The following is a 22,602-nucleotide window of genomic DNA, read 5'->3' on the forward strand; positions in this document are numbered from 1 at the left end:
CGGTGGAAGCCCCCGTGCGGCAGCTGGTGCAGCGGCTGCCCGTCGCGCCCGGCCTGGGCCACCTGGCGGACCTGCCGGAGGTGAAGGCCCCCTCGCTGGAGAACCTGAACATCCGGGTGCCGCAGGGCGAGGACCTCACGGAGGAGGACCTCCTGGAGCGCTTCCACGAGCTGGCCCGAGCGAAGGCGGAGGCCCGGCCGCGCGCGGAAGGCGAGGCGCTGGCCATGGGCGACGACGTGCAGCTGGACATCCTGGGCTACGCCAACGGCCGCCTCATCCCGCTGAGCACGCGCGTGGGCTACTGGATGGAGCTGGCCCCCCAGGTGATGCTGCCCGGCTTCGCGGAGGTCATCGCCGAGGCCAGCGTGGGCGACAGCGTGGAGGTGGGGCTGGTGCTGCCGGACAACTACCCGGCGGAGCAGCTTCGCGGCATGCCGGCGCGCTTCCTGGTGGACGTGAAGGCCGCGCGCGAGGTGCGCATGCCCGACACGGAGTCGGACGCGTTCCTCCAGCAGCTGGGCCGCGGCTCCACGCACGAGGAGGTCATGAGCTCCATCGTGGAGGAGATGGAGGGCGAGATGGCCGACATGCTCTGGGTGGACGCGCGCAACCGCGTCCTGGACGAAATCGTCGCCCGCTCCGACGTCACCGTGCCCAAGGCGCTGGTGGACGAGGAGATCCGTCGCCGCTGGCAGCAGGCGGAGGGCGAGGTGCTGGCGCAGAAGTTCTTCAGCCTGGAGGAGCAGCAGGAGGCGCTGGACGGCTGGCTGCACCACCCGGGCATCCGCGACGACGTGGAGCGCCGGCTGAAGATTGCCCTGGTGCTCCGCGCCATCGCGCAGCGGGACAAGCTCCAGCTCACGCCGCAGGCCGCGCTGGAGCTGCTCAAGGAGTCCTCGGAGCCCTTCGGCATCACCGAGGCGCAGCTGCGCGAGTCCCTGGCGGACCCGGCCGCGTCCGCGCAGATGACCGACGTCGCGTGGCACCTGCTCGCCGTGGAGCACGTGATGACGCAGGCGAGGGTGACCTTCGAGGGCGCCGAGGCGGGGCTCGCCTGAGGGCGGGGCTCCCTACCCCGCCGGGTTCTTGGGCGCGGGAGGCTGCCCGGGCGCGACGAAGGTCCCCGTCGCGGGGTCGATCTGCCAGGCCGAGTACTGGTGCGTGAGCACGTCGCGCACCTTCCCCTGCTCGTAGCAGACGGAGTACACGACGAAGACCTCGTTCACGAAGTTGGGCCGGCCGTAGCGGTAGCAGTCCTGGGCGCCCTGCTTCTGGAGCGTGAGCGGGTTGCCCAGCAGGCCTCCCACCTCCTGGGTGGTCATCCCCGCGCGCAGCACCTTGATGCCGTGCGGCGTGACGACGGAGAAGGACGTCCCGTTCGCCCGCCAGAGGACGAAGAAGCCCAGGGCGAGCACCACCGGAACCGCGGCGGCCACGAACCAGGTGAAGGTGAAGCGGCCGGACTTCTTCTGGGCCCCTTCACGGAAGGCCGTGAACAGGGCGTCCGGGGACGTGTCCGCCGGGACCCCGTCCGAAGCGGGCTGCGAGGAGGGATTGGGAGTGCTCACCCTTCTTGAATGCCGCCACTTCCCGCCGGATTCAAGCGGTGGACTGTCGGAGGGAGCACGGCCCGCACGCCTTGCCGGCCCCTGACGGGGGCGTTCAGGGTGGGATACGCCCGGATGTCCGGTTCCTGGACGAACGTACGAGTTCACAATCCGCGCGGTGCCGGACTGCTAGAGGGCACACCCTGAGGCTCATCTCGAGGAGTCACACATCATGGCGAAGCGCGCCGCCGCGAAAAGCACCACCCAGAAGACCCTGGACCGGGATGTCGTCCCGCCGGGCACGGAGGTGCCGGACAGCGACCTGTTCTTCAACCGGGAGCTGTCGTGGCTGGCCTTCAACGACCGGGTGCTGCAGCTGGCGGAGTCCCCGGAGGTGCCGCTGATGGAGCGGCTGAAGTTCATCTCCATCTACGCGCGCAACCTGGACGAGTTCTTCATGATCCGCGTGGCGCGGCTGCACGAGCAGATCACCGCGCGCGTGGGCCGGCTGGTGCCGGACGGCGCGTCCCCCGGCGACACGCTGGACAAGCTGCACACGGGCATCCTGGAGCAGGGCCGCCGCCACGCGGACTGCTTCGAGAAGGTGTTGCGCCCCGCGCTGGCGGAGAAGGGGCTGCGCATCCTGTCCATGAAGGAGCTGGACGCGGACCAGCGCGCGCAGGTGGACCAGCGCTTCCGTGAGCAGATCTTCCCCGTGCTCACGCCGCTGGCCATCGGGCTGGGGCGGCACTTCCCGTACATCTCCAACCTGTCGCTGAGCCTCGCGGTGCTGCTGCGCGACCCGGTGGCCGAGGAGGAGAGCGTGGCGCGGGTGAAGGTGCCCAAGGAGATCCTCCCCCGCTTCGTGCCGCTCAAGGGGGGCACGCTCTTCGTGCCGCTGGAGGAGATCATCGCGCAGCACCTGGGGGACCTGTTCCCCGGGATGGAGGTCCTCAACTGGAGCCTCTTCCGCGTGACGCGCGACGCGGACTTCACCGTGTCCGAGGACGCGGAGGACCTGCTCAAGGCGGTGGAGACGGAGCTGAGCCAGCGCCGCTTCGGGGACGTCATCCGCCTGGAGGTTCAAGCGGGGATGAGCGCGAAGCTGCTGGAGCCGCTGGTGGAGGCGCTGACACTGGAGCCCCGGCAGGTCTACGAAGAGAACGGCCTGCTGGACCTGGCGGACATGATGTCGCTGGCGATGACGCCGGGCTTCTCCGAACAGCGCGACCCGCCGTGGACGCCGGTGACGCAGGCGCGGCTGCGCACGGACAACGAGTCCCCGGACGGCGGCGGCACGGTGATGTCCGCGATGCGCCGGGGCGACCTGCTGGTGCACCACCCCTATGAGTCCTTCACCACGTCGGTGGAGCGCTTCGTGAGCGAGGCGGTGGAGGACCCGGACGTGCTGGCGCTGAAGCAGACGGTGTACCGCACGTCGGACAGCTCACCGCTGGTGCCCGCGCTCATCCGCGCGACGGAGCACGGCAAGCAGGCGGTGTGCATGGTGGAGCTGAAGGCGCGCTTCGACGAGCGCACCAACATCCGCTGGGCGAACGCGCTGGAAGAGGCGGGCGTGCACGTCGTGTATGGGATTCCCAGCCTGAAGACGCACGCGAAGGCCATCCTCATCGTGCGGCGCGAGGGAGACCGGGTGCGGCACTACGTGCACATCGGCACGGGCAACTACAACCCGAAGACGGCGCGGCTCTACACGGACCTGGGGTTGTTCACCACGGACCCGGACATTGGCGCGGACGTGGCGGACGTCTTCAACTTCCTTACGGGCTTTGGCCGGCCGCGCTCCTTCCGCAAGCTGCTGGTGGCGCCGCTGACCATGCGCGAAGGGCTGATGGAGGAGATCCGCAAGACCGTCGCGGCGCACACGCCGGAGGCGCCCGCGCGCATCCTGATGAAGATGAACGCGCTGGTGGACCCGGGCATCATCCGCGCGCTCTACGACGCGTCCCGCGCGGGCGTGCGCGTGGACCTCAACGTGCGCGGCATCTGCTGCCTGCGGCCGGGGCTGCCGGGCGTGTCGGAGAACATCCGGGTGGTGTCCAACCTGGGCCGCTTCCTGGAGCACCCGCGCATCTACGCCTTCGAACGGGGCGCGGCGTCGCGCTACTACATCGGGTCCGCGGACATGATGCCGCGCAACCTGGACCACCGCGTGGAGATATTGGCGCCGGTGGAGGACCCGGTCCTGGCCGCGCAGGTGCGCGACGTGGTGGAGCGCTGCATGGTGGACACCAGCGGCGCGTGGGAGCTGGCCTCGGACGGCACGTGGCGGCGGCGCACCGCCGCCACGCCCAACGACAAGCGCTCCGCTCAGGGAGAGCTCATGGAGCGCGCCATCCGCATGGTCCACATGCAGAGCGGCCGCCCCGTGGGGTGAGCCTCACGGCTCAAATCTCGTGGTTCACCAGGTTGAACACCGCCACGCGGTGCGACTGGGGGAACAGCACGATGAACAGGTGGTTCCAGTCAGACGCGCCCGGAGCCACCAGGTACGTGGAGTAGAAGTAGCGGATCTGCACCTGCTCCGTGCTGTTGCCCAGCTCCGTGAGCAGGCTCGGGTCCAGCGCCTCGAACTTGAAGAGCGTGTCGGACAGCGTGCTGAACGGCACCGTGCCCCGGTCCGTCCAGGTGATGCGGCTCTGCTCGCGCGAGTCCTGCATCAGCGCGAACACGGACTCCACCGCGTCCGACAGCGTGGGCGCCTGCGTGGACGACCAGGGGAAGCCGTAGACGTCCAGCGTGCCGTCACACCAGTTGTAGTACGCGTCGCACTCCTCGTTGCCGGCCTCCATGATGGACTCGAGCAGCGGCGTCGGGCCCTCCCACTCCAGCTCGATCTGGCTCAGCTTCGACTCCACCGTGCGCACGGACTGGGTGGACTCGGGCGCCGGCGTGGGCTCCTGCGCCGGCTCGGACGGCGTGTTGTTGCACGCGCCCAGCAGCAGCGCGGAGGCCAGCACGGACCACTTCAGGGTGTTTCGCGACATGTCGACGACCTCGGGGGGATGAAGCGAGGGAGGCCCGCGTGTGCCACAGCCCCGTCCCCACCCTCAAGCCTCAACATGTCCCCCGTGCAGGTGTCACCGCGCCGTCACGCGTGGAGTTGGAAATCTTCAGCCCCGCTCGCCCAGGGCGCTGCGCGCGGCGTCCTCGCGGCGGTGGGCCTCCACCTCCGGGACCTCCTCCCAGCGGATCCACCCGGCGCGCGCCGCATGCCTCGCGGCGGCCACCGTGTCGTCCACCACCACGAGCTCACTGCCCGCGTCGCGGATGTCCTTCGCGATGGCCTGCATCTCCTCGCCGCGCTTGGAGCTCCCCGGCACGTTGCGGATGTAGACGCAGCGGATGCGGCCCGGGTACTCGCGCACGATGGTGCGGTAGTGCTCCGCGTCCTCCTGGCCGCTGTCGCCAATCAGCACGAAGGGCAGGTGCGCCAGCGTCTCCAGCACGCCGCGGATCTTGTCCAGCTTGTGCCCGTGGCCCCCGCCCGGCGCGAAGCCATCGCGCGACAGGCCCCAGTCGCGCAGCAGCAGCGGACCAATGGGGATGCGGTGGATGGAGAGGAACTCGTCCAGGTGCTCGTAGAGGTTCCAGGGGCTGCTGGAGACGTAGAAGATGGGGTTGTCCGCCGTGCCGCTCGCGCCCGCCTGGAGCGCCGCGTAGAACGCGTCCACGCCCGGGAAGGGCAGCCGCACCCGGTGCTCCGTGAGGAACAGCGCCCACGCGCGCTTGAGCGGATCCGTCACCCCCGTGGCGATGACCGTGTCGTCAATGTCGCTGATGACGCCCAGTTCCGCGCTCGTCCCCGCCACCCGCACCGGCGCCGTCACATGCGGCACGCCCTCGGCTTCCGGTGACAAGAGCTCCAATTCCACCATGTGCCAGCCGGAGCGCACGCCGTCCGGCGGGGGCACCCACAGCTCCAGGAAGCCCTCCTCGTCCGTCACGCCCTCCCAGCGCTTGTCCCCCCAGCGCACCGCCACGTGCGCGCTGGCGATTTCGCGGGTCATGTAGCGCTTGTAGGAGGCCACGGCGCTGCTCCACAGCGTGTGGCGCTGGCGCTGGGGCGTCACCTTGCGCTCCTCCAGCACGCGCGCCTTGATGACCACGCGCTCCGGGGTGCCATAGCCCCGGTACGGCAGGATGCGCAGCGGCGGGGCGATGCCCAGCCCCTTGCGCACGCGGCGGCTCAGCACGTCGTAGTGGGCATCCGCCTTCACGGCGAAGCGGAACAGCAGCGGGTACAGGTCGGGCATGGCGGGTGTGCGCGAGTCTACCGTCCCCTTCGTCAATCGTGGCGGCCCAACGTCCGGTCCAGGTTGTACGCGGCGCTGATGAGCGACAGATGCGTGAGCGCCTGCGGGAAGTTGCCCATCGCCTCGCCGGACATGCCCGTCTGCTCCGCGTACAGCCCCAGGTGGTTCGCGTAGCCCTGCATCCGCTCGAAGATGAGCCGCGCCTCGTCCAGCAGGTCCGGCCGCACGGAACTCGCGCGCGTCATTGCCTCCACCAGCCAGAAGCTGCACAGGTTGAAGGTGCCTTCGCTGCCTTGAATCCCATCCAGCTTCTCGTTCGCCTCGTAGCGGAACACCAGGCCGTCCGACGTGAGGCCGCCATCCCTGGGCGGCTTGCGGATGACGTCCAGCGTGGAGAGCATCCGCGGATCCACCGGCGACAGGAAGAACACCAGCGGCATCAGGAGATTGGCCGCGTCCAGCGCTTCGTGGCCGTAGGCCTGGATGAAGGCGCCCTTCTCCTTGCACCAGCCCTTGTCCATGATCTCCTCGAAGATGGCGTCGCGCGTCTTCAGCCACTTCGCGCGGTCCGCCGGCAGGCTGCGCTTGTCCGCGAGCCGGATGGCCCGGTCCACCGCCACCCAGCACATCAGCTTCGAATAGACGAAGTGCCGGCGCGAGCCGCGGATCTCCCAGATGCCCTCGTCCTCCATCCGCCAGTGGTCGCACACCCAGTCCACCAGCCGCCGCAGGTGCCGCCAGAAGTCATACGAGATGGGCGCGGCGTACTTGTTGGACAGGTACACGGAGTCCATCAGCTCGCCGTAGATGTCCAGCTGGAGCTGCTTCGACGCCATGTTGCCAATGCGCACCGGCTGCGCGCCGCCGTAGCCGCGCAGGTGCTTGAGTTCCTCCTCCTTGGGCACCGGCGTGCCGTCCAGGCTGAACATCAGGGGCAGCGGTCCGTCCCCGTTCTCCGCGCAGCGCTTCTCCACCCAGCGCATGAACGCGGCGGCCTCCTCGTTGAAGCCGATGCGCAGGAACGCGTAGACGGTGAAGGCCGCGTCGCGCAGCCAGCAGAAGCGGTAGTCCCAGTTGCGCGTGCCGCCGGGAGACTCCGGCAGGCTGCACGTGGGCGCGGCGATGATGGCCCCGGACGGCTCGAAGGTCATCAGCTTCAGGGCCAGCGCGGAGCGCTGCACCATCTCCCGCCACCGCCCCGTGTACTTGCACTTGGACAGCCAGTGGCGCCAGTAGTCCACCGTGTCGCGGAAGAGCTTCTCCGCGGAGTCGTGCGTGTGCAGGTGGTGGTGGCAGCCCTCGATGCCGCCCTCGCGCAGGGTGAAGACCGCGGACTCGCTCTCCTTCAGCGTGAAGTGCGCGACGACGCCGTTGCCCTCCTGCTTCAGCGGGACGGGCGTCACCAGCTGCATGCTCAGGCTCTTGGAGACGAAGGCCGCGCCGCCCTTCACCACGTGCGTCTCATGTTCGTCCCGCGCGTAGTTGAACGCCGGGAAGCACTCCATGCGGAAGGACATCTCCCCGCGCACCACGCGGATGCGCCGGAGCACGACGCGCCCCTCCGCCTGCGCCCCCCTGCCCAGGGGCATCAGGTCGATGAGCTCCCCCACGCCCGCGGGCGTGTAGAAGCGCGTCACCAGCACGTTGGTGTCCGGCCAGTAGAACTGCCGCTTCATCACCCCGTCCGGCTCCGGGGACACGCGCCAGTACCCGCCCTTCTCCGGGTCCAGCAGCGCCGCGAAGAGGCTGGGGCTGTCGAAGTGCGGGTAGCACAACCAATCGATGGTGCCTTCGTTGCCCACCAGCGCCACCGTGCGGAGGTCCCCGATGACGCCGTGGTCTTCAATGGCCACGCCGCCCTTCAGGTCCTCGTGATGGGGATTCACCGGGCATGCTCCTGGAATGAGATGACGTGTTTGATGCCGCCCTTCGCCTCCACCACCTTCGCGAACTCCGACGGCGGGTGACGCTGGGTGATGAGCGCTTCCACCTTCCCCGGCCACTTCGCGCGGAAGCGGGCCAGGTCCTCCAATGCCTCGCGGAAGTCGCTGTCCGCCGCGTTCACCGTGCCGAACATCACCCGGTTGCCCAGCACCAGCTGCCCCATCACCTGGTCCCCCTGCAGCTCCAGCGGCTCCTCGCGTCCGGGCACGCCCGTGAAGATGAGCACGCCGTTCTCATCCAGCACCTGGAGTGAGTCGAAGGCCACCTGCGACGCGCCCGTCGCCTCGTAGATGATGGCCACGCCGCCCAGCTGTTTCTTCAAGGCCTCCACCGTCACCTCCTTCGAAGAGATGTACGGCGCGCCCACCGCTTCGGATGCGGCGGCCTTCTCATTGGGCTTGGGGCTGCGCGAGTACACCGTCACGTCGAAGCCCAGGCGCATCAGCACCATGGCGCCCAGCTGCGCCACCGGCCCCGCGCCCAGCACCAGCGCCTTGCCGGGGCTTACCTTCCACGGCAGGCGGGACTGGATGTGCGAGACCTCGCGCAGGCCCTTCTCCGCGATGGTGAGCGGCTCGGTGAGCACGGCCACGTCGCGCAGGCTGTCGTCCGCCTTGTGCAGGTAGGCCGCGTCCTCCACGAAGTGCTCCGAACAGAAGCCGTGCGCGCCCTGGATGCCGCGCTCCGTGAAGTCCCCCGTCACGCAGAAGTCCGGATGGCCATGGCGGCAGGCGGGGCAGTGCGCGTGCGGACAGGGCCTGCGCACCCGGGGCACCACCAGGTCCCCCGGCTTCAGCCCCTGCACGTGCGCGCCCACCTCCATCACCTCGCCCAGGCACTCGTGGCCCAGGACGAGGTGGTCCTCACCCTTGGGTGCCGCGCCGTGGTGGCCCTTGAGGATGTCCTGGTCCGTGCCGCACACGCCCACCTCCAGCGTGCGCACCTTGACCTGGGTGGGCGAGTGCAGCCGCGGTTCGGGCACGTCGAGGACGCGCACCTCGCGCGAGGGGAACATGATGGCCACGGCCTTCATGGGCGGCGGACTCCTTCTGGGCGAAGTGCTGAAAGTCCCAGGACAAGGGGTGCGGACGTGGGACCCATGTCGCAAGTGCCCGTCCGCCGCTCCGGGTCTCCCCACCCGCCCCATCAGAGGGAACGGGCGCTGGACGGCCCGGACCGCCCGCCTGCCTGGAGGGCGACTCCCGCGGGCGCGTGAAAGCACTGCCCCCCCGGGGCGCGCGGGTCTATAGACGCAAGGGTGCGTGCGCCCCCCGCCTCCCGACGCAGCCGCGCCACCGCCATCGGTGCCACGGCCTTCCTGATGCTCGCCCTGCCCTTCCTGGTGCTGGGGGTGTTCTTTCTCGGCCAGATGGCGCGCATGGACTTCCGCTGCGAGCCCCAGGGCCCGTGCGTCCTCACCCGCTCCAGCTGGCTGGGAGAGGAGGAGGTGGGCCGCTACGCGCCCCAGGACGTCCGGGGCGTGGAGGTGGCCCGCAGCCGCAGCACCCGAAGTGGCGCCGCGCCCATCTTCCGGCCCCAACTGCAGACGACCCACGGCGTCCAGCCGCTCGCCTACCAGTGGACGGAGGACGAGGCGGAGGCCCAGGCCTTCGCGGACACCGTGCGGCGCTACCTCACGGGTCCCCGCACGGACGCACTCGCGGTGTTCCGGGACGACCGTCAGGCGTCGCTGCGCGTGGGCGCCGCCTTCACCGTCGTGGGCCTGGGCGTGCTCGCCCTGAGCCTGTGGCTGCTCTCCCGCACGCTGGCGCACCGCAAGGCGGAGCGGGCCGCCACCCCCTGACGGCGGAAGCGTCCGGCGCGGACGTCAAAGCAGCCGGCCAGGCGCCGCGGACTTCACTTCCTGTCCTACAGTGGAAGGCGCCTGCCCGCTTCCAGGCTCCGCCTGTGCGACCTTGGGGCAGATGTATAGGTTCTGGCGAATGTTTCGACGCCTCATCGAGCGGATGCGGGGCCTGCGCCGGGCGGCGCCCCACCTGCTCCGGCCCGCGAACGTCAACGCGGACCGGGCGAAGATCTCCATTGCCCAGCTGGACCACCACTACGCCAACAAGGTCGTGGCGCTGAAGGACGTGAACCTCAATGTCCGCTCGGGGGAGTTCGTCTGCCTGCTCGGCCCGTCCGGCTGCGGCAAGTCCACGCTGCTCTACGCGCTGGCGGGCCACGTGGCCCCCACGGGCGGCAGCGTGGCCATTGACGGCAAGCCCATCCAGGGGCCCGGGCCGGACCGGCTCCTGATGTTCCAGGAGGCCGCGCTGTTCCCGTGGCTCACCGTGCGCGGCAACATCACCTTCGCGCTGGGCGCCCGGGGCGTGCCCCGCGCCGAGCGCCGCGAGCGGGCGGACACCTTCATCCAGCGCGTGCGCCTGGAGGGCTTCGCGGACACGCTGCCCCATGAGCTCTCCGGCGGCATGAAGATGCGCGCGAGCCTCGCCCGGGCGCTCGCCGTGGACCCCAACGTGCTCCTGATGGACGAGCCGTTCGGCGCGCTGGACGCCCAGACGCGCGTGCACATGCAGGAGCTGTTGCAGTCCATCTGGCTGAACTCCGGCAAGACGGTGGTGTTCGTCACCCACGACGTGCAGGAGGCCCTGATGCTGGGCACCCGCGTGGTGCTGATGGCGCCCCGCCCGGGCCGCGTGGTGGAGGACCTGGAGATCCACCTGCCCATGCCGCGCTCGCTGGAGGACCCGTCCCTGGACGCGATGGCGCGCGACATCCGCCACCGCCTGCGCGCCGCGGAAGGGTCGGCCCTGGAGACCCCGCCCACGCAAGGCCTGCAGCGCCGCACGCGCACGCCATCCAGCCTGCCCCGCCCGAGCATCGTGACCGGCCGTTAGAGAGGACACCACCATGCTCAAGTGGGCGCAGAAGCTGGGGATGATCGCGCTGCTCTTCGCCCTCTGGGAGGGGCTGTCGCGCTCCGGCGTGTGGAACAAGCACCTGTTCCCCGGGCCGCTGGAGGTAATTCAGGCGCTCATCGGCATGGCCCGCGATGGACAGCTGGGGGGCGCCACGTTGCGCTCGCTGGGACGGCTGTCGCGCGCCTACCTCATGTCGGTGGCCATCGGCGTCCCGCTGGGGCTGCTCATCGCGCGGCTGTCCTTCTTCCGCAACGCGGTGAAGCCGGTGGTGATGGGGCTGCAGGCCCTGCCCTCCATCTGCTGGCTGCCGCTGGCGCTCCTGTGGTTCGGCCTCAACGACAGCGCCATCCTCTTCGTGGTGGTGATGGGCAGCGTGCTGGGCATCTCCATCGCCACCGAGGACGCGGTCAACGGCCTGGACCCGCAGCTGGCCCGCGTGGCGCGGACCCTGGGCGTGAGGGGGCTGCGCTTCTACTTCGGCGTGCTCCTGCCCGGCGCGCTGCCCGGCATCGTCACCGGCCTCAAGCTGGGGTGGAGCTTCGCGTGGCGCGCGCTGCTCGCGGGGGAGCTGCTCTTCGTCTCCGGCGGCCTGGGCCAGCTGCTCACCATGGGACGCGAGCTGATGGACGTGTCGCAGGTGATGGCGGTGATGCTGGCCATCATCCTCATCGGCATCACGGTGGACCGCGTCCTCTTCCAGACGGTGGAGACGCGCCTGAGGCGCCGGTGGGGCCTGACGGCGTCCGTGTGAGCCCCAAGACGCTTCCGCACTCAGGGGCATTGAAAACAGGCGGGGAATCTCCATTAGCGTGACGCACCATGGCTTCCGCGCGTCCGCTGTCGCTGTTCCTCGGTGTCTGCGTCCTCCTGACCGGCGTCGCCTCCTGCAAGAAGGACACGCCCTCCGGCGCCAACGCGCCCCTGCGCGTGGCCTTCTTCCCCAACATCACGCATGCGCAGGCGCTGGTGGCGAACTCGGAGGGCCTCTTCGCGTCGCAGCCCGGGATGGGCCACCTGGAGGTGAAGCAGTTCAACGCGGGCCCCGCCGCCATGGAGGCGCTGGTCGCGGGCTCCGTGGACGTGGCCTACGTGGGCCCGGGCCCCGCCATCAACACGTACCTCAAGGCCGGCAAGGAGCTGCGCATCATCGCGGGCGCGGTGAACGGCGGCGCGGTGCTGGTGGTGAAGAACGTGAAGACGGCCGCGGAGCTCAAGGGCAAGAAGCTGGCGACGCCGCAGCTGGGCAACACGCAGGACATCGCCCTGCGCACCTGGCTGAAGGCCCAGAAGCTGAACATCACCGCGGACGCGGGCGGCGACGTGCAGGTGATTCCCATCAGCAACCCGGACATCCTGGCCCAGTACCTCCAGGGCGCCATCGAGGGTGCGTGGGTGCCCGAGCCCTGGGCCGCGCGCATGCTCGCCGAAGGGGGCGGTCACATCCTGGTGGACGAGCGCGACCTCTGGCCGGACAAGCGCTTCCCCACCACGGTGGTGGTGACGACGAAGAAGACGCTGGAGACGCAGCGCTCGCGCATCGCGGCGCTCCTGCGCATCCACGTGCAGCTGACCGAGCGCTGGCGGGCGGACCCGGCGGCCTTCGCCACGTCGGTCAACTCCGCCTTCGGACAGCTCACGCGCAAGCCCCTGCCGGCGCCCGTGCTCCAGGACGCGTTCTCCCGCCTGGAGCCGAGCCTGGACCCGGTGCCCGCCGCGCTGAAGACGTCCGCCGAGCACGCGAAGGCGCTGGGGTTCATCCCCAGCGACGACATCGCGGGGCTCGTGGACCTGAGCGTCCTGGACGAGGTGCGCGGCGCCACGAAGCCGAACTGAGGCGCGACCGCCCTCAGTCCTTCTTCTCACCCTGGAGGGACAAGGCCACGTTCTCCGTCTTGTTCTCCACCTGGTAGACGGCCAGGACCTCCTGCCCCTTCTGGGGCAGCTTGGTGATGCGCAGGGCGCTCATGTCCAGCGGCACCACCGGCCCGGACACGTCCTTCACGTACAACGTCAGCCCTTCCTGCTTCACCACCGGCCCGTTGACCTGCTGCATGCGGTCCGCCTCCGGGGTGACCTGCCGCACGGACTCTCCCTGGGTGATGAAGGCGGGGGACGTGGTCCGGACGGTGCCCACGACGTTCGAGGGGCTGGTGCTCGCGGGCTCGGTGTACTTCGACGGGGTGTTGCCTCCCTCGTCCTGGTCCTTGCCGACCTGGGGCTCACGCGCCAGGGAAGGGCCTGCGCACAACAAGAGGCCGAGCGTCGGGGCGGTCCACGCCATGGCTCGCAAACGTCTGGGGAATCCGTGCATCATGCTGACACCTCCGTGGTCACGGGGGCGCTGCCCCCGGGGTCACCTCCCAACGTAGGGTGGGCAGCACTGAATGTTCAGGGCGGAACACGGACCGTGCGCGCGGCAGCGTCCCCACAGTAGGGTGGAGCGCACGCGAGCCAAGGACCGCTCGCATACGAATACGAGGCACCTTTGGCTGGACGTACCGACGAGCAGCACCGCATCGCACTCTTCATCGACTTCGAGAACCTGGTCACCAACACGGGCATCAGCGCCAGCCAGTTCGACCTGCAGCCCGCGCTGGACCAGCTCCTGGAGCAGGGCAAGGTCGTCTTCCGCCGCGCCTACTGCAACTGGACGCGCTTCGAGGACGCGAAGCAGCGTCTGCACGACGTGGGCGTGGAGCTGGTGGACGTGCCCCCCTCCACCCGCGCCGGCAAGAACAGCGCGGACATGCGCCTGGTCATCGACGCGCTGGAGCTGTGCTACGCGCGCGAGCAGATTGACACCTTCGTCATCGCCTCCGGCGACAGCGACTTCTGCCCCCTGGCGTACAAGCTGCGTGAGAACGGCCGCACCGTCATTGGCCTGGCCGTGAGGGAGGCCAGCTCCCAGATGTTCGTGCGGGCGTGCGACCAGTTCATCTACATGAAGCCCAAGCACCGGGGCGAGTCCTCGCACAAGGACAAGGACCACGGCGGCCGGGGCTCCAAGTCCGACGAGGGCAAGGGCGGCAAGCGGGGCGGGAAGGGCCACGACAAGGGCCACGAGGGCAAGGGCGCCAAGGAAGGCGCCGAGTCCAAGGGCGGCAAGCCCAAGGCGGAGGTGCCCGCGGTCGCTCGCGAGGTGGTGCAGAGCCTGCTGCGCCGCGCGACCGGCCCGCTCAACCCGTCGCTCGTCAAGGAGACCATCGTCCGCAAGGAGCCGGACTTCGACGAGCGCGACCACGGCTTCTCCACCTTCGCGCGGCTGCTGGAGGCGCTGGAGCAGGAAGGGGTCCTGCGCCGCATCCAGCAGGGGCGCCAGGGCTACATCGTGGGCCCGGAAGCGGACTTCGGCGCTCCGGCGCAGGAGGGCAAGGGCGGCAAGGGGCGCCACGCCAAGGCGCCCGCCCCGGTGGAGGAGGAGGAAGAGGAGCTGGAGTCCTATCCGGACCCGGACGACGAGGGGCTGTAGGCCGCCCCCACCGTCGTCGAAGTCAGGCGAAGCGAGCCGCCACTACGCCGCGCGCGGCGTGGTGGACTCGCACAGGTGCTCCAGGAACTCCGGCAGCAGTCGGGCGGACATCACCCACAGCTTGCCGTCGCCCAGGTCCGCCAGGGACACGCGCTCCGCGTACTCCACGCAGGCCGCCTCCACGTAGTGGACGAACACCTTGCGGTCGCGCGCGCGGTACCACTCCGCCGCGTGGCCCAGGAGCGCCACGAACGCGTCCTGCACCTCCGGCTTCGCGTCGTCCTCCAGCGGCACCAGGCGCACGCCGTCCAGCACGTTGAAGAGGTTCAGGCCCGGCTGCGCGGACTCGAACACCGCGAAGGCCACGGCGCGGCCCTCATGGCGGGCCACCACCAGCTCGCGCTCGCGGGACAGGCCCGCGTCACCCCAGCCGGTGCGCGTGGTCTCCAGGTCGAAGCGCTCCGGCACCAGGTCCAGCGCTTCGCGGTAGGCCTCCGGGCGGGTGCCGGCCACGCGGGCGAAGAAGCTGGCGCGCTCCTCCTGCGTGGGCGTGCCCACCTTCACGTTCGCGGGCTTCGTCCAGACGCTGTCCACCTCGCCCTCCATCAGGCGGAAGGGGACGAGGCACGTCTGGCCGGTGTCCGCGTACCAGGTGGCGAAGTCGAACTTCGTGTAGCGCACCCAGCGCACGTTCGCCTCGCAGTAGGCGAAGAACCACTTCACCTCCGGGTCGGACTGGGTGGGCTCGTAGCCGCGCAGGTAGATGTCACGCAGGGCCTCGCGCGCGGTGGAGCGGCTGCCCGGGGGCTGGTGCCGCGCCAGCTGGTGCGCCATCCAGCTGCCCGCGTAGGGCTTGAGCACGGACAGCGTGGCCTCCATGCCGTCCTCCGCGGGGCGCACCACGCGGTAGCCCAGCAGCGGCGCCTCCTGGAGCTTGTCCTGCGCTCGGGAGAACTGGTCGCGCAGGCTGGTGAACTTCTCCGGCTCCTTGCCCGGGAGGCGGAAGTAGCCGGAGCGCTCGAAGAGCTTCCAGGTGGCGTCGTTCCAGTCGCCCTCCACCTTGGTGGTGGGGTGGGCCTGGGCCTCCACCAGCGCGCGCCACGCGCGGGCCTCCTGCGCGTCCAGGGGCCGGACGCTCACGCCGCAGCGGCGGCCGTGGGGAGTGCTGGAGATGTTGCGCACCTCCGCGCGCAGGCGCACCGGCGCGTGGCCGTCCAGGGACACCTGCATCACCGGCAGGCGCAGGCCCGGGTACATCAGGTCCTCGCCGGGCTGCGTGAGGAAGGACAGGCCTTCGTAGGAGACGTCCAGCAGGCCGCGGTGCACATGCACCTGGGGCCAGAGCGGATGGTCGAACTCCAGCGTGCAGGACGCGCTGGCCTGGGTGCGGCGCAGCCACCGGTGGCGGAAGCGCACCAGCGACGTGGGCGTCGGCATCACCAGCAGGCCGCCCTCCATGCGCGCCGCGTCCATCTGGAAGTGCACCACGCTGGAGTAGCCGAAGGCCTCCAGGGTGAAGGGGCCCGGGGGCAGCGTGCCGTGCAGGTTCCAGGCGAACACGTCCTGGAGCGGCTCGAAGAAGGCGCAGGTGACCTCCGCCACCGCCTGGCCGTCGCGCGAGCGCAGCACCCCGCGGGCCTGCCGGGCCGCGAGCGCCTCGCAGATGCGCGACACCCGCTCCGCGCGGTCGATCTGCTCGCGCCACACGGGCCGCGTCTCCGGCGTGAGCAGCTGGCCGTTGTCACGCAGCGACTCCAGCAGCCCCACGATGCGGCGGCCCGCGTCCAGCGGCGGCGCGACGAAGCGCAGGCTCACCTCCGGTCGCAGGGCGTTGACGCCAATCACCTCCGCGTCCAGCGCGGTGGCCCACCGCTCACCCTCCCCCACCACCACGGACGCGGCCTGTCCCTTGCGGGGCACCGCGCGCGACTCCAGGTGGAGCGTGAGGTGCTCCAGCGACAGCTGCACCAGACGCCCGGAAGAGAAGTCCGCTCCAAACGAGGCCGCCGCGCTGAGCTCCGTCCCCACCCGGTATCCCAGGAGGGCTTCGCGGCCAGCCGGCGCGTCGTGAGTGTCCGTGTGCATGGGGGCTCCCTGATGTGCTGCGGGGCATGATTCTACGACGTCCGAAGAAACCGTGTTGTCCCCAAGTTGCAGGTGACCCGGGGAACTCGGATTCCCACAGAGTGGAGATCATTCACCCCTTCTGCACTCAGACCTTCGGGCCGTGTCCCTGGCCACGCGCTGGAATGTTTCGAACTGGCTTCTCACATGCCGAGGATTTCCATCACGGACAGGAGCATGGCCTTTTGAGACAGGTGCAGACCTGTCCCTCCCCTCGGGTCGTGCGCAACCCATGAAAACCGGGCGACTCCGACACATGGAACACGAGGGACATGTCGCATGTCGGCTGGTGAGACATGGCTTGCCTTGGAGGACGGAGGTCCGGGCGAACACACACGTCGGGGATGACTCGCTCCCCCACGGGGCGTTATCCCGCACGCGCCATGTCCTCCGCCCTGTCCACCCTCTGCCTCCACTGCGGCATGTGCTGTGACGGCACCCTCTTCACCCAGGTGCCGCTGAAGCCCGCCGAGGCGGAAGCCCTGCGCCAGCGCGGCCTGTCGCTGGCGGTGAAGGAGGACGGCACGCAGGTGCTCCCCCAGCGCTGCGCCGCCCTGAACGGGTTGTGCTGCACCGTCTATGAGGAGCGCCCGGAGGCCTGCCGCCGCTACCGCTGCCAGCTGTTCACCGCGCTGGCGGAGGGGGAGGTGTCCCTGGAGGAGGCGAAGGGCGTGGTGGACGCCGCGCACGCGAAGGTGGACACGGTGGCGCGCGGGCTGGGTTCCGCTGGGGACGGAAGGGGCTCCGCGATGCGTCAGGCGCGGGTGGCCGCGGCCGGGCTGGAGCTGCCTGGCGAGACGCGCGAGGCCCTGGCGCACGCGGAGGTGTATCTGGACCGGCACTTCCGGGGGCGCTTCCGCCGCTCGGGGTGAAAGCGCGTGTCCGGGGGCTCGGCGGGCGGCTAGCGTGGGTGGGGCCTGTTCCCGACCGAGGTCCTCTCTCCGTGAAGACATCCCTGCTGGCCGTGCTGTCCTCCGCCGTGCTGCTCACCGGTGCGCCCGCGTCCGCGCAGAAGAACGACGAGCCCGTGATGTCCGCGCAGGTGGACCTGGACGGGGACGGCAAGCCGGACGCGGTGTCACTCAGCGCGGGCAAGGACGGGAAGTTCACGCTGAAGGCCGGAGGGGCCACGTTGCAGGGCAACGCCTCCGGCAACGAGGTGCGTGGCTTCACGGTGGTGGACCTGGACACGGGCGACAAGTGGAAGGAGCTGCTGGTCCACACGCTGGGCGACGTGGACGACGACCACCGCTTCTTCCTCTACGGCTACGACGGCAAGACGGTGAAGCCGCTGGGGGACGTGCGCGCGCTGACGGAGGCGAAGGGCAACGGCATCGTCCTGGTCGATACCTGGATGGGCTTCTGGCAGAAGCGGGACAAGTACACGCTGGACCGCAAGGCGTGGAAGCTGGTGCACGTGCCGCAGGAGCTGTACGCGGTGGGCCTGGACGCCACGGCGGCGGGTGTGGAGGCCACGGTGAAGAAGTCCTTCCCGCTGGCGCAGAGCCGCACGGGGTCCGCGGTGGTGGCCACGACGGCGCAGGGCTCCAAGGTGCGGGTGCTGGCCGCGAGCGTCCCCGCGAAGCTCGGGGAGCGGGAGGACGTCTGGTACCTGGTGAAGTCCTCCACCGGATTGCTGGGCTGGGTGCGCGGCAACGTCCTGGTGGAGTCCACGGAAGGCCTGCCGCTGGCGGGGTGAGTCACTCCGTTCCAGGCGAAGCACGCATGAGCATCACGTTGCGTGCTCCGCACACATCGCAGACCAGATACCGCTCGAACCGGGTCGCGTCCCTTGGGAACGCCTCATCATGAACGGCGAGGAAGCCATCTCCCTTCTCCGGGCAACGGACCTGCGCCGCTGGGTTCTCCGCGAGGATCTTCCCGGCGTGAATCCAGGCCTTGCTTGTCTCAGAGATCATTGGACCTGCTCGCTGGTTGTGTCCTGCTTCTGGCTTCCAGTCTTGATGAGTTCCCCAGCAATCACTTTCAAACCAGGGAAGTCGAGGCCCTTCAGGGTGATTCGCCGCGCCACCGTGGCAGCGGCTTCGGTGTCCCGCAGGAACGCCTCGGGGGCATGACCCCCGCCCGCCGTGCTGAAGAACCCGACGTGGCCCGCGCCATCACACGCGAGCCAGTCGAATTCGTACCCAGAGATGTCCTTGGCCGTCTTCGCGCCCATGACTACTCCACCAGCGCGAACTCCACCCGGCCCAGCTGCTCATCCGTGGAGACGACCTTCACGGTGATGGGCATGCCCACGGTGAAGGTCCGCGTCTTGCCCACCATGGACAGCTCACGCGCGTCCGGACGGTAGGGGCCACCCGCGAGCCCTTCCGCCGGCACCATGCCCTCCACCCACATGCCATCCAGTTGCGCGACGAGGCCAAAGGGCTTCACGCGCACGACGCGGGCCGGGAACTGCTGCCCGATGCGCGTGGACATGAAGCGCGCCTCCAGTTCGTGGTGGCGGTCGGCCTCCGCTCGGTTGGCGGAGCGGGCGCGCACGTTGATGTGCTGGGAGAGCTGTTCAATCTCCGGGTCCTCGTGCACGAAGTCGCGCCGGCCGTGGAGGTACGCCTTGATGAGCCGGTGCACGGCGAGGTCCGCGTACCGGCGGATGGGCGACGTGAAGTGCAGGTACAGGGGCGCGGCCAGCCCGAAGTGCGGGCCCGGCTTCACCGTGTAGCGGGACGGGCCCAGCGAGCGGCGCAGCACGGAGCGCAGCGCGGCCTCCGCCTTCGCGCCGGCGATCTGCCGGTCGAACGCGGCCAGGGCCAGCGGGGTGAGCTGCGCGCCGAAGCCCGCGGCGAACCCCGAGTGCAGAGCGAACGCGTTCACGTCCGCCACGCGCTGCGGGTCCGGCTGTTCGTGCACGCGGTACACGGTGGGCACGCCGCGGGTCATCAGCCAGGAGGCGATGGCTTCGTTGGCCGCGACCATGAAGCGCTCAATCATGTTGTGCGCGGAGGTGTCCTTCTCCCCGGCGAGTCCGGACAGGGCGCCGGTGGCGGTGTCGAAGGTGAAGCGCGCCTCGTCGCGGGACATGGTCATGCCGCCCCGGGCCGCTCGGGACACGGCGAGCCGCGCGGACGCCAGGCGGAACCAGGGCATGGCGTCGCGCACGGGCTCCATGGCGGCGGACACGGTGCCGTCGTTGAGGAAGTCCGCCACCTCGTCGTAGTTCAGCCGCGCCCAGGAGCGGATGAGGCTTTCATAGACATCCGCGGCGGTGACACGGCCCTCCGCGTCGATGCGCAATTCGACGGTGAGACAGTGGCGCTCCTCGTTGGGGACCAGGCTGAGCCAGTGCGCGGACAGTTCCTCCGGGAGCATGGGGAGCACGCGGCCGGCCAGGTAGACGCTGGTGGCGCGGGCGCGGGCCTCCAGGTCCAGCGGAGTGCCTTCCTTCACGGACTCGCCCACGTCCGCGATGGACACGAGCAGGCGCAGGGCGCCGTCCGGGCCCGCGGGCAGCACGGAGATGGCGTCGTCGATGTCGCGGGTGGAGGGCGCATCCACGGTGACGGTGGGGATGGAGCGCAGGTCGCGCCGGGCGCCGCCCAGGGCGTGGGGCGTCTCTTTCGCGCGGAGGGCTTCCTCGATGACCTCCGGGGGGAAGTCCCGGTGGAGGCCGTGGCGGGCGATGACGCGCTCCAGGGAGCGGTCCGCGCCGGGCTCCAGCTTGTAGAGGAGGACGACCTTGCCGTCCGCGATACGGGCGACGACGGCATCGTTGTGCTGGACGGGGGTGGCGCCGGGGTCCAGGGGCCAGTCGGTGTTGGAGACCTCCTTGTCGATGCGCAGGAAGAAGGCGCCCTTGCGCGACACGACCTCGCCATAGACGACGGTGCGGGTGCGCTCCACCAGCGACAGGCCGGACGCGGTCCACCGGCCCTCACCGGAGGCCGTCACCGTGGCGGAGACGACGTCGCCCGCGAAGAGGGGGTTCAGGTCCGGAGGCGTGATGAAGGCGGACAGCACCTCGGGGGTGCCGGGCTTCTGCACGGTGAGGAAGCCGAAGCCACGGGGATGCACGTCGACGCGGCCGGTGACGGTGCGCGGGGAGGCGGAGGTGTCCATGTCGGCGCCGTCGTAACCCACCTGAAGGGTGGGCGGGGAGATCCTGGGATGCATGTTGCGCTTGAGACGTCTGTCAGGGTGCCATCCTGACCATGCTCTCTAGGCCTACTTGCGTTTGCGTCGGATATGACCATGATTCCTGATGGCCCACACCAGGAGGCACATGTGACTTCGCCCACCGCCAATGACCTTCCGCCCCGGGCGTCGGAGCCTGTCGCCGCCAGCGACGTGACGCTGGAGCAGGTGCGGAAGCTCGCGCGGCTCATCACCCGGGAGCTGAGCGACAAGGGTGGCGGGCACCCGCTCTTCTCGCTGCTGGGGCCCAACCATGAATCCGTGCCACTGCCGACGGACGTGCTCGCGCTGATGCAGCAGCTGCTTGCCATCCTCGCGTCGGGGGATGCCGTCACCGTGGTCCCCGTCCACAAGGAGCTTACGACCCAGCAGGCCGCGAACCTGCTCAACGTCTCGCGGCAGTACCTGGTGCAGTTGCTCGACGAGGGCCGCATCCCCTTCCATCGCACCGGCACCCATCGTCGCGTCTACAGCAAGGACGTCCTCGAGTACCGCGCACGGCAGAAATCCGACCGCCGCTCCCAGCTCGACGCGATGATGCGCGAGAGCCAGGACGCCGGGGGCTATCCCGAGCTCGACTGAGGATCGCGAGGACGCCCCACCCCGTGATTCATGCTCCGTTTCCTGTCGTCCTCGACGCGAACGTCCTGATTCCCCTCACCGTCTGCGACACGTTGTTGAGCGCGGCGCATGAAGGGCTCATCCAGATTCATTGGACGGAGCTCATCCTCGAGGAGACGCGCCGCAATCTCATCAAGGCCATCGGGTTGCCGGAAGAGAAGGCCGCGCGGCGCGTGGCCGCCATGAGGGCTGCTTTTCCCGAGGCCATGGTGACGGGCCATGAGGGGCTCATCACCTCCATGACCAACCATGAGAAGGACCGGCACGTCCTCGCCGCCGCGGTCCACGTGGGCGCCCAGACGATCGTCACGAACAACCTGCGGGACTTCGAGAAGCAACACCTGCCCGCGACGCTCCAGGCACAGACGCCCGACACCTTCCTTCAACACCTCCTCAGCCAGTCACCCGAGACAGTGCTGGAGATGCTCCGGGCCCAGGCCGAGGCCCTGCGCAATCCACCCATCTCCCTGACGAGGCTCCTGGAGGGTCTGACGCGCAGCGTGCCGGGTTTCGCCCGCGAGGTCCGCGAGCTGCTGCCCCCTTCGCTCGTCAGATGACTGTCACTGGAAGCCCGGGGGCTTGTCCCCGTCTGTCTTCAGCCGTGGGCCCGGGTTCAGGTCGAAGACGAGCCCGAACTGCCAGAGGCTGATGCGCTCCAGGAAGAGGATGTTGTAGTAGTCCTGCCCCCGCACGTACCTGGCGAACACGCCGAAGCCGGACGCCCAGCGGGGATTCGCCGCCGCCTCCACGCTCAGCGTTCCCCGCTGGTGCGGCGTCTCCCCGAACGGATGTGAATACGCTCCCTCCAGCCGGAAGCGGTTGCCGTTCACCGCGCGCTCGCCCACCAGCCCCAGCCCCCAGTGCCCATTCCCATACACCTGGCGCTGTGCCGGGCTCATCCCTCCGGGCCCGATGGAGGAGTTCAGCTCGTAGAAGGCATTCGCCCCCACCAGCCATGCACTCACGCTGTGGGGATCCACGTTGAACCCCAGCCGGCCGTGCAGCTCGAAGCGCAGCAGGTTCGTGGAGAAGCTCCCCGTGATTTCGTTCAACGGCAGCGTGCCCTCCGCGGGCTCGCAGTTCGGGTCCTTTCCCGTCTGGTTCGCGAAGAAGCACCCGTCCTCGCCGTTGGAGTAGTGCCCCCCGATGACGTTCAGCCCCAGCGACAGCATCCGGGGCGGGCCCGCCGCGTCCGGCCCATGGAACAGGCGCAGGTGCACCGCCTGGAGCGTCAGCTTCGGCAGGTACGACGGCGGCAGGATGGGGTTGCTGTCCGTGTTCAACATCCGCAGCCGGATGTTGGGCGTGAACACCAGGGAGAACAGCGTCTCCCGCCCGTCCTGCTTGAAGTCGTCCCGCCTCAGCTGCGGCAGGAACAGGTTCGGCGCGAACTGGCCCTCGAAGACCAGCGGCGCGGGCGAGTCCGGGTCCCCCTGCCGCTGGATGCGGTTGGGTGACACGAACAGGTACGTGCGGTCCAGGAACAGCTGCGTCTGCAGGTCGTAGTCGACATGCCACCCCTTCGCCTGCGCTCCACCCCACCCCAACACCTGCCCCTTATACACATCTGACGCTGCCGA

General features: G+C 69.7%; 21 protein-coding genes. 11 read left to right on the forward strand and 10 right to left on the reverse strand.

Annotation, left to right across the window (positions count from 1 at the left end; genetic code table 11):
• Positions 1-2: 2 nt before the first annotated feature.
• A complete protein-coding gene (locus tag D7W79_RS17250) occupies positions 3-1,058 on the forward strand; it encodes a trigger factor (protein WP_244221817.1) in 1,056 nt (351 codons plus the stop codon).
• 12 nt (positions 1,059-1,070) lie between these two features.
• On the opposite strand, the gene D7W79_RS17255 is transcribed toward D7W79_RS17250, so the two are convergent.
• Positions 1,071-1,568: a hypothetical protein gene (locus tag D7W79_RS17255; RefSeq protein ID WP_244221818.1), complete on the reverse strand. Its 498-nt coding sequence runs from the start codon at positions 1,566-1,568 to the stop codon at positions 1,071-1,073.
• A gap of 211 nt (positions 1,569-1,779) precedes the next feature.
• On the opposite strand from D7W79_RS17255, the gene ppk1 reads away from it, so the two are divergent.
• Complete coding sequence (ppk1, locus tag D7W79_RS17260; RefSeq protein ID WP_120526478.1) at positions 1,780-3,945, forward strand: polyphosphate kinase 1; 2,166 nt, start codon at positions 1,780-1,782, stop codon at positions 3,943-3,945.
• Between the two features lie 10 nt (positions 3,946-3,955).
• Here ppk1 and D7W79_RS17265 read toward each other — a convergent pair whose 3' ends face one another.
• The 4 genes from D7W79_RS17265 to D7W79_RS17280 form a co-directional block, all read right to left on the reverse strand.
• Positions 3,956-4,555 (reverse strand): hypothetical protein, encoded by a 600-nt coding sequence (locus D7W79_RS17265; RefSeq protein WP_120526479.1) that lies wholly within the window; start codon positions 4,553-4,555, stop codon positions 3,956-3,958.
• A gap of 126 nt (positions 4,556-4,681) precedes the next feature.
• Positions 4,682-5,824 (reverse strand): App1 family protein phosphatidate phosphatase, encoded by a 1,143-nt coding sequence (locus D7W79_RS17270; RefSeq protein ID WP_120526480.1) that lies wholly within the window; start codon positions 5,822-5,824, stop codon positions 4,682-4,684.
• 32 nt (positions 5,825-5,856) lie between these two features.
• Complete coding sequence (locus tag D7W79_RS17275) at positions 5,857-7,710, reverse strand: glycoside hydrolase family 15 protein (protein ID WP_120526481.1); 1,854 nt, start codon at positions 7,708-7,710, stop codon at positions 5,857-5,859.
• Positions 7,707-8,801 carry a glucose 1-dehydrogenase gene (locus D7W79_RS17280; protein WP_120526482.1) on the reverse strand — a complete coding sequence of 365 codons (1,095 nt, stop codon included), beginning with the start codon at positions 8,799-8,801 and terminating at the stop codon, positions 7,707-7,709. The genes D7W79_RS17275 and D7W79_RS17280 overlap by 4 nt, the downstream gene beginning before the upstream one ends.
• Before the next feature lie 225 nt (positions 8,802-9,026).
• On the opposite strand from D7W79_RS17280, the gene D7W79_RS17285 reads away from it, so the two are divergent.
• From D7W79_RS17285 to D7W79_RS17300, 4 genes are all read left to right on the forward strand, one after another.
• A complete protein-coding gene (locus tag D7W79_RS17285) occupies positions 9,027-9,572 on the forward strand; it encodes a hypothetical protein (protein WP_120526483.1) in 546 nt (181 codons plus the stop codon).
• A 139-nt stretch (positions 9,573-9,711) separates the two neighbouring features.
• A complete protein-coding gene (locus D7W79_RS17290; protein WP_120526484.1) occupies positions 9,712-10,629 on the forward strand; it encodes an ABC transporter ATP-binding protein in 918 nt (305 codons plus the stop codon).
• Positions 10,630-10,642: 13 nt separating this feature from the next.
• A complete protein-coding gene (locus D7W79_RS17295) occupies positions 10,643-11,404 on the forward strand; it encodes an ABC transporter permease (RefSeq protein ID WP_120526485.1) in 762 nt (253 codons plus the stop codon).
• A 68-nt stretch (positions 11,405-11,472) separates the two neighbouring features.
• The gene (locus tag D7W79_RS17300) at positions 11,473-12,486 is read left to right on the forward strand and encodes an ABC transporter substrate-binding protein (protein WP_120526486.1); all 1,014 of its coding nucleotides are present in this window, start codon (positions 11,473-11,475) and stop codon (positions 12,484-12,486) included.
• 13 nt (positions 12,487-12,499) lie between these two features.
• Here D7W79_RS17300 and D7W79_RS17305 read toward each other — a convergent pair whose 3' ends face one another.
• Positions 12,500-12,934, reverse strand: a complete 435-nt coding sequence (locus D7W79_RS17305) for a hypothetical protein (protein ID WP_120526487.1) — start codon at positions 12,932-12,934, stop codon at positions 12,500-12,502.
• 204 nt (positions 12,935-13,138) lie between these two features.
• On the opposite strand from D7W79_RS17305, the gene D7W79_RS17310 reads away from it, so the two are divergent.
• Positions 13,139-14,122 (forward strand): NYN domain-containing protein, encoded by a 984-nt coding sequence (locus D7W79_RS17310; RefSeq protein WP_120526488.1) that lies wholly within the window; start codon positions 13,139-13,141, stop codon positions 14,120-14,122.
• 42 nt (positions 14,123-14,164) lie between these two features.
• Here the strand turns inward: D7W79_RS17310 and D7W79_RS17315 are convergent, their stop codons facing one another.
• A complete protein-coding gene (locus D7W79_RS17315) occupies positions 14,165-16,207 on the reverse strand; it encodes a PilZ domain-containing protein (RefSeq protein ID WP_120526489.1) in 2,043 nt (680 codons plus the stop codon).
• 422 nt (positions 16,208-16,629) lie between these two features.
• On the opposite strand from D7W79_RS17315, the gene D7W79_RS17320 reads away from it, so the two are divergent.
• Positions 16,630-17,118 carry a YkgJ family cysteine cluster protein gene (locus D7W79_RS17320; protein ID WP_120526490.1) on the forward strand — a complete coding sequence of 163 codons (489 nt, stop codon included), beginning with the start codon at positions 16,630-16,632 and terminating at the stop codon, positions 17,116-17,118.
• A gap of 71 nt (positions 17,119-17,189) precedes the next feature.
• Positions 17,190-17,945, forward strand: a complete 756-nt coding sequence (locus D7W79_RS17325) for a hypothetical protein (RefSeq protein WP_244221819.1) — start codon at positions 17,190-17,192, stop codon at positions 17,943-17,945.
• A 216-nt stretch (positions 17,946-18,161) separates the two neighbouring features.
• Here D7W79_RS17325 and D7W79_RS17335 read toward each other — a convergent pair whose 3' ends face one another.
• Positions 18,162-18,425, reverse strand: a complete 264-nt coding sequence (locus tag D7W79_RS17335) for a hypothetical protein (RefSeq protein WP_120526492.1) — start codon at positions 18,423-18,425, stop codon at positions 18,162-18,164.
• A 2-nt stretch (positions 18,426-18,427) separates the two neighbouring features.
• On the reverse strand, positions 18,428-20,326 hold the full coding sequence (locus tag D7W79_RS17340) for a ribonuclease R family protein (protein WP_120526498.1): 1,899 nt from the start codon (positions 20,324-20,326) through the stop codon (positions 18,428-18,430).
• A 165-nt stretch (positions 20,327-20,491) separates the two neighbouring features.
• Between D7W79_RS17340 and D7W79_RS17345 the strand changes: the two genes are divergently transcribed.
• Together D7W79_RS17345 and D7W79_RS17350 are read left to right on the forward strand one after the other, a co-directional pair.
• On the forward strand, positions 20,492-20,983 hold the full coding sequence (locus D7W79_RS17345; protein WP_244221820.1) for a helix-turn-helix domain-containing protein: 492 nt from the start codon (positions 20,492-20,494) through the stop codon (positions 20,981-20,983).
• 23 nt (positions 20,984-21,006) lie between these two features.
• Positions 21,007-21,579: a PIN domain-containing protein gene (locus D7W79_RS17350; protein ID WP_158616986.1), complete on the forward strand. Its 573-nt coding sequence runs from the start codon at positions 21,007-21,009 to the stop codon at positions 21,577-21,579.
• A 3-nt stretch (positions 21,580-21,582) separates the two neighbouring features.
• Here D7W79_RS17350 and D7W79_RS46450 read toward each other — a convergent pair.
• On the reverse strand, positions 21,583-22,602 hold a 1,020-nt coding region (locus D7W79_RS46450; RefSeq protein ID WP_338078808.1), incomplete at its 5' end, for a hypothetical protein.

Origin of the sequence: Corallococcus exercitus (assembly GCF_003611585.1) — a bacterium.
Classification (GTDB): domain Bacteria; phylum Myxococcota; class Myxococcia; order Myxococcales; family Myxococcaceae; genus Corallococcus; species Corallococcus exercitus.

Bases quoted from the DNA above. Each gene is read 5' to 3' on its own strand.
- ppk1 (WP_120526478.1), top strand. From the start codon at position 1,780: ATGGCGAAGCGCGCCGCCGCGAAAAGCACCACCCAGAAGACCCTGGAC.
- D7W79_RS17265 (WP_120526479.1), bottom strand. From the start codon at position 4,555: ATGTCGCGAAACACCCTGAAGTGGTCCGTGCTGGCCTCCGCGCTGCTG.
- D7W79_RS17270 (WP_120526480.1), bottom strand. From the start codon at position 5,824: ATGCCCGACCTGTACCCGCTGCTGTTCCGCTTCGCCGTGAAGGCGGAT.
- D7W79_RS17280 (WP_120526482.1), bottom strand. From the start codon at position 8,801: ATGAAGGCCGTGGCCATCATGTTCCCCTCGCGCGAGGTGCGCGTCCTC.
- D7W79_RS17290 (WP_120526484.1), top strand. From the start codon at position 9,712: ATGTTTCGACGCCTCATCGAGCGGATGCGGGGCCTGCGCCGGGCGGCG.
- D7W79_RS17295 (WP_120526485.1), top strand. From the start codon at position 10,643: ATGCTCAAGTGGGCGCAGAAGCTGGGGATGATCGCGCTGCTCTTCGCC.
- D7W79_RS17300 (WP_120526486.1), top strand. From the start codon at position 11,473: ATGGCTTCCGCGCGTCCGCTGTCGCTGTTCCTCGGTGTCTGCGTCCTC.
- D7W79_RS17305 (WP_120526487.1), bottom strand. From the start codon at position 12,934: ATGGCGTGGACCGCCCCGACGCTCGGCCTCTTGTTGTGCGCAGGCCCT.
- D7W79_RS17315 (WP_120526489.1), bottom strand. From the start codon at position 16,207: ATGCACACGGACACTCACGACGCGCCGGCTGGCCGCGAAGCCCTCCTG.
- D7W79_RS17320 (WP_120526490.1), top strand. From the start codon at position 16,630: ATGTCCTCCGCCCTGTCCACCCTCTGCCTCCACTGCGGCATGTGCTGT.
- D7W79_RS17335 (WP_120526492.1), bottom strand. From the start codon at position 18,425: ATGGGCGCGAAGACGGCCAAGGACATCTCTGGGTACGAATTCGACTGG.
- D7W79_RS17340 (WP_120526498.1), bottom strand. From the start codon at position 20,326: ATGGACACCTCCGCCTCCCCGCGCACCGTCACCGGCCGCGTCGACGTG.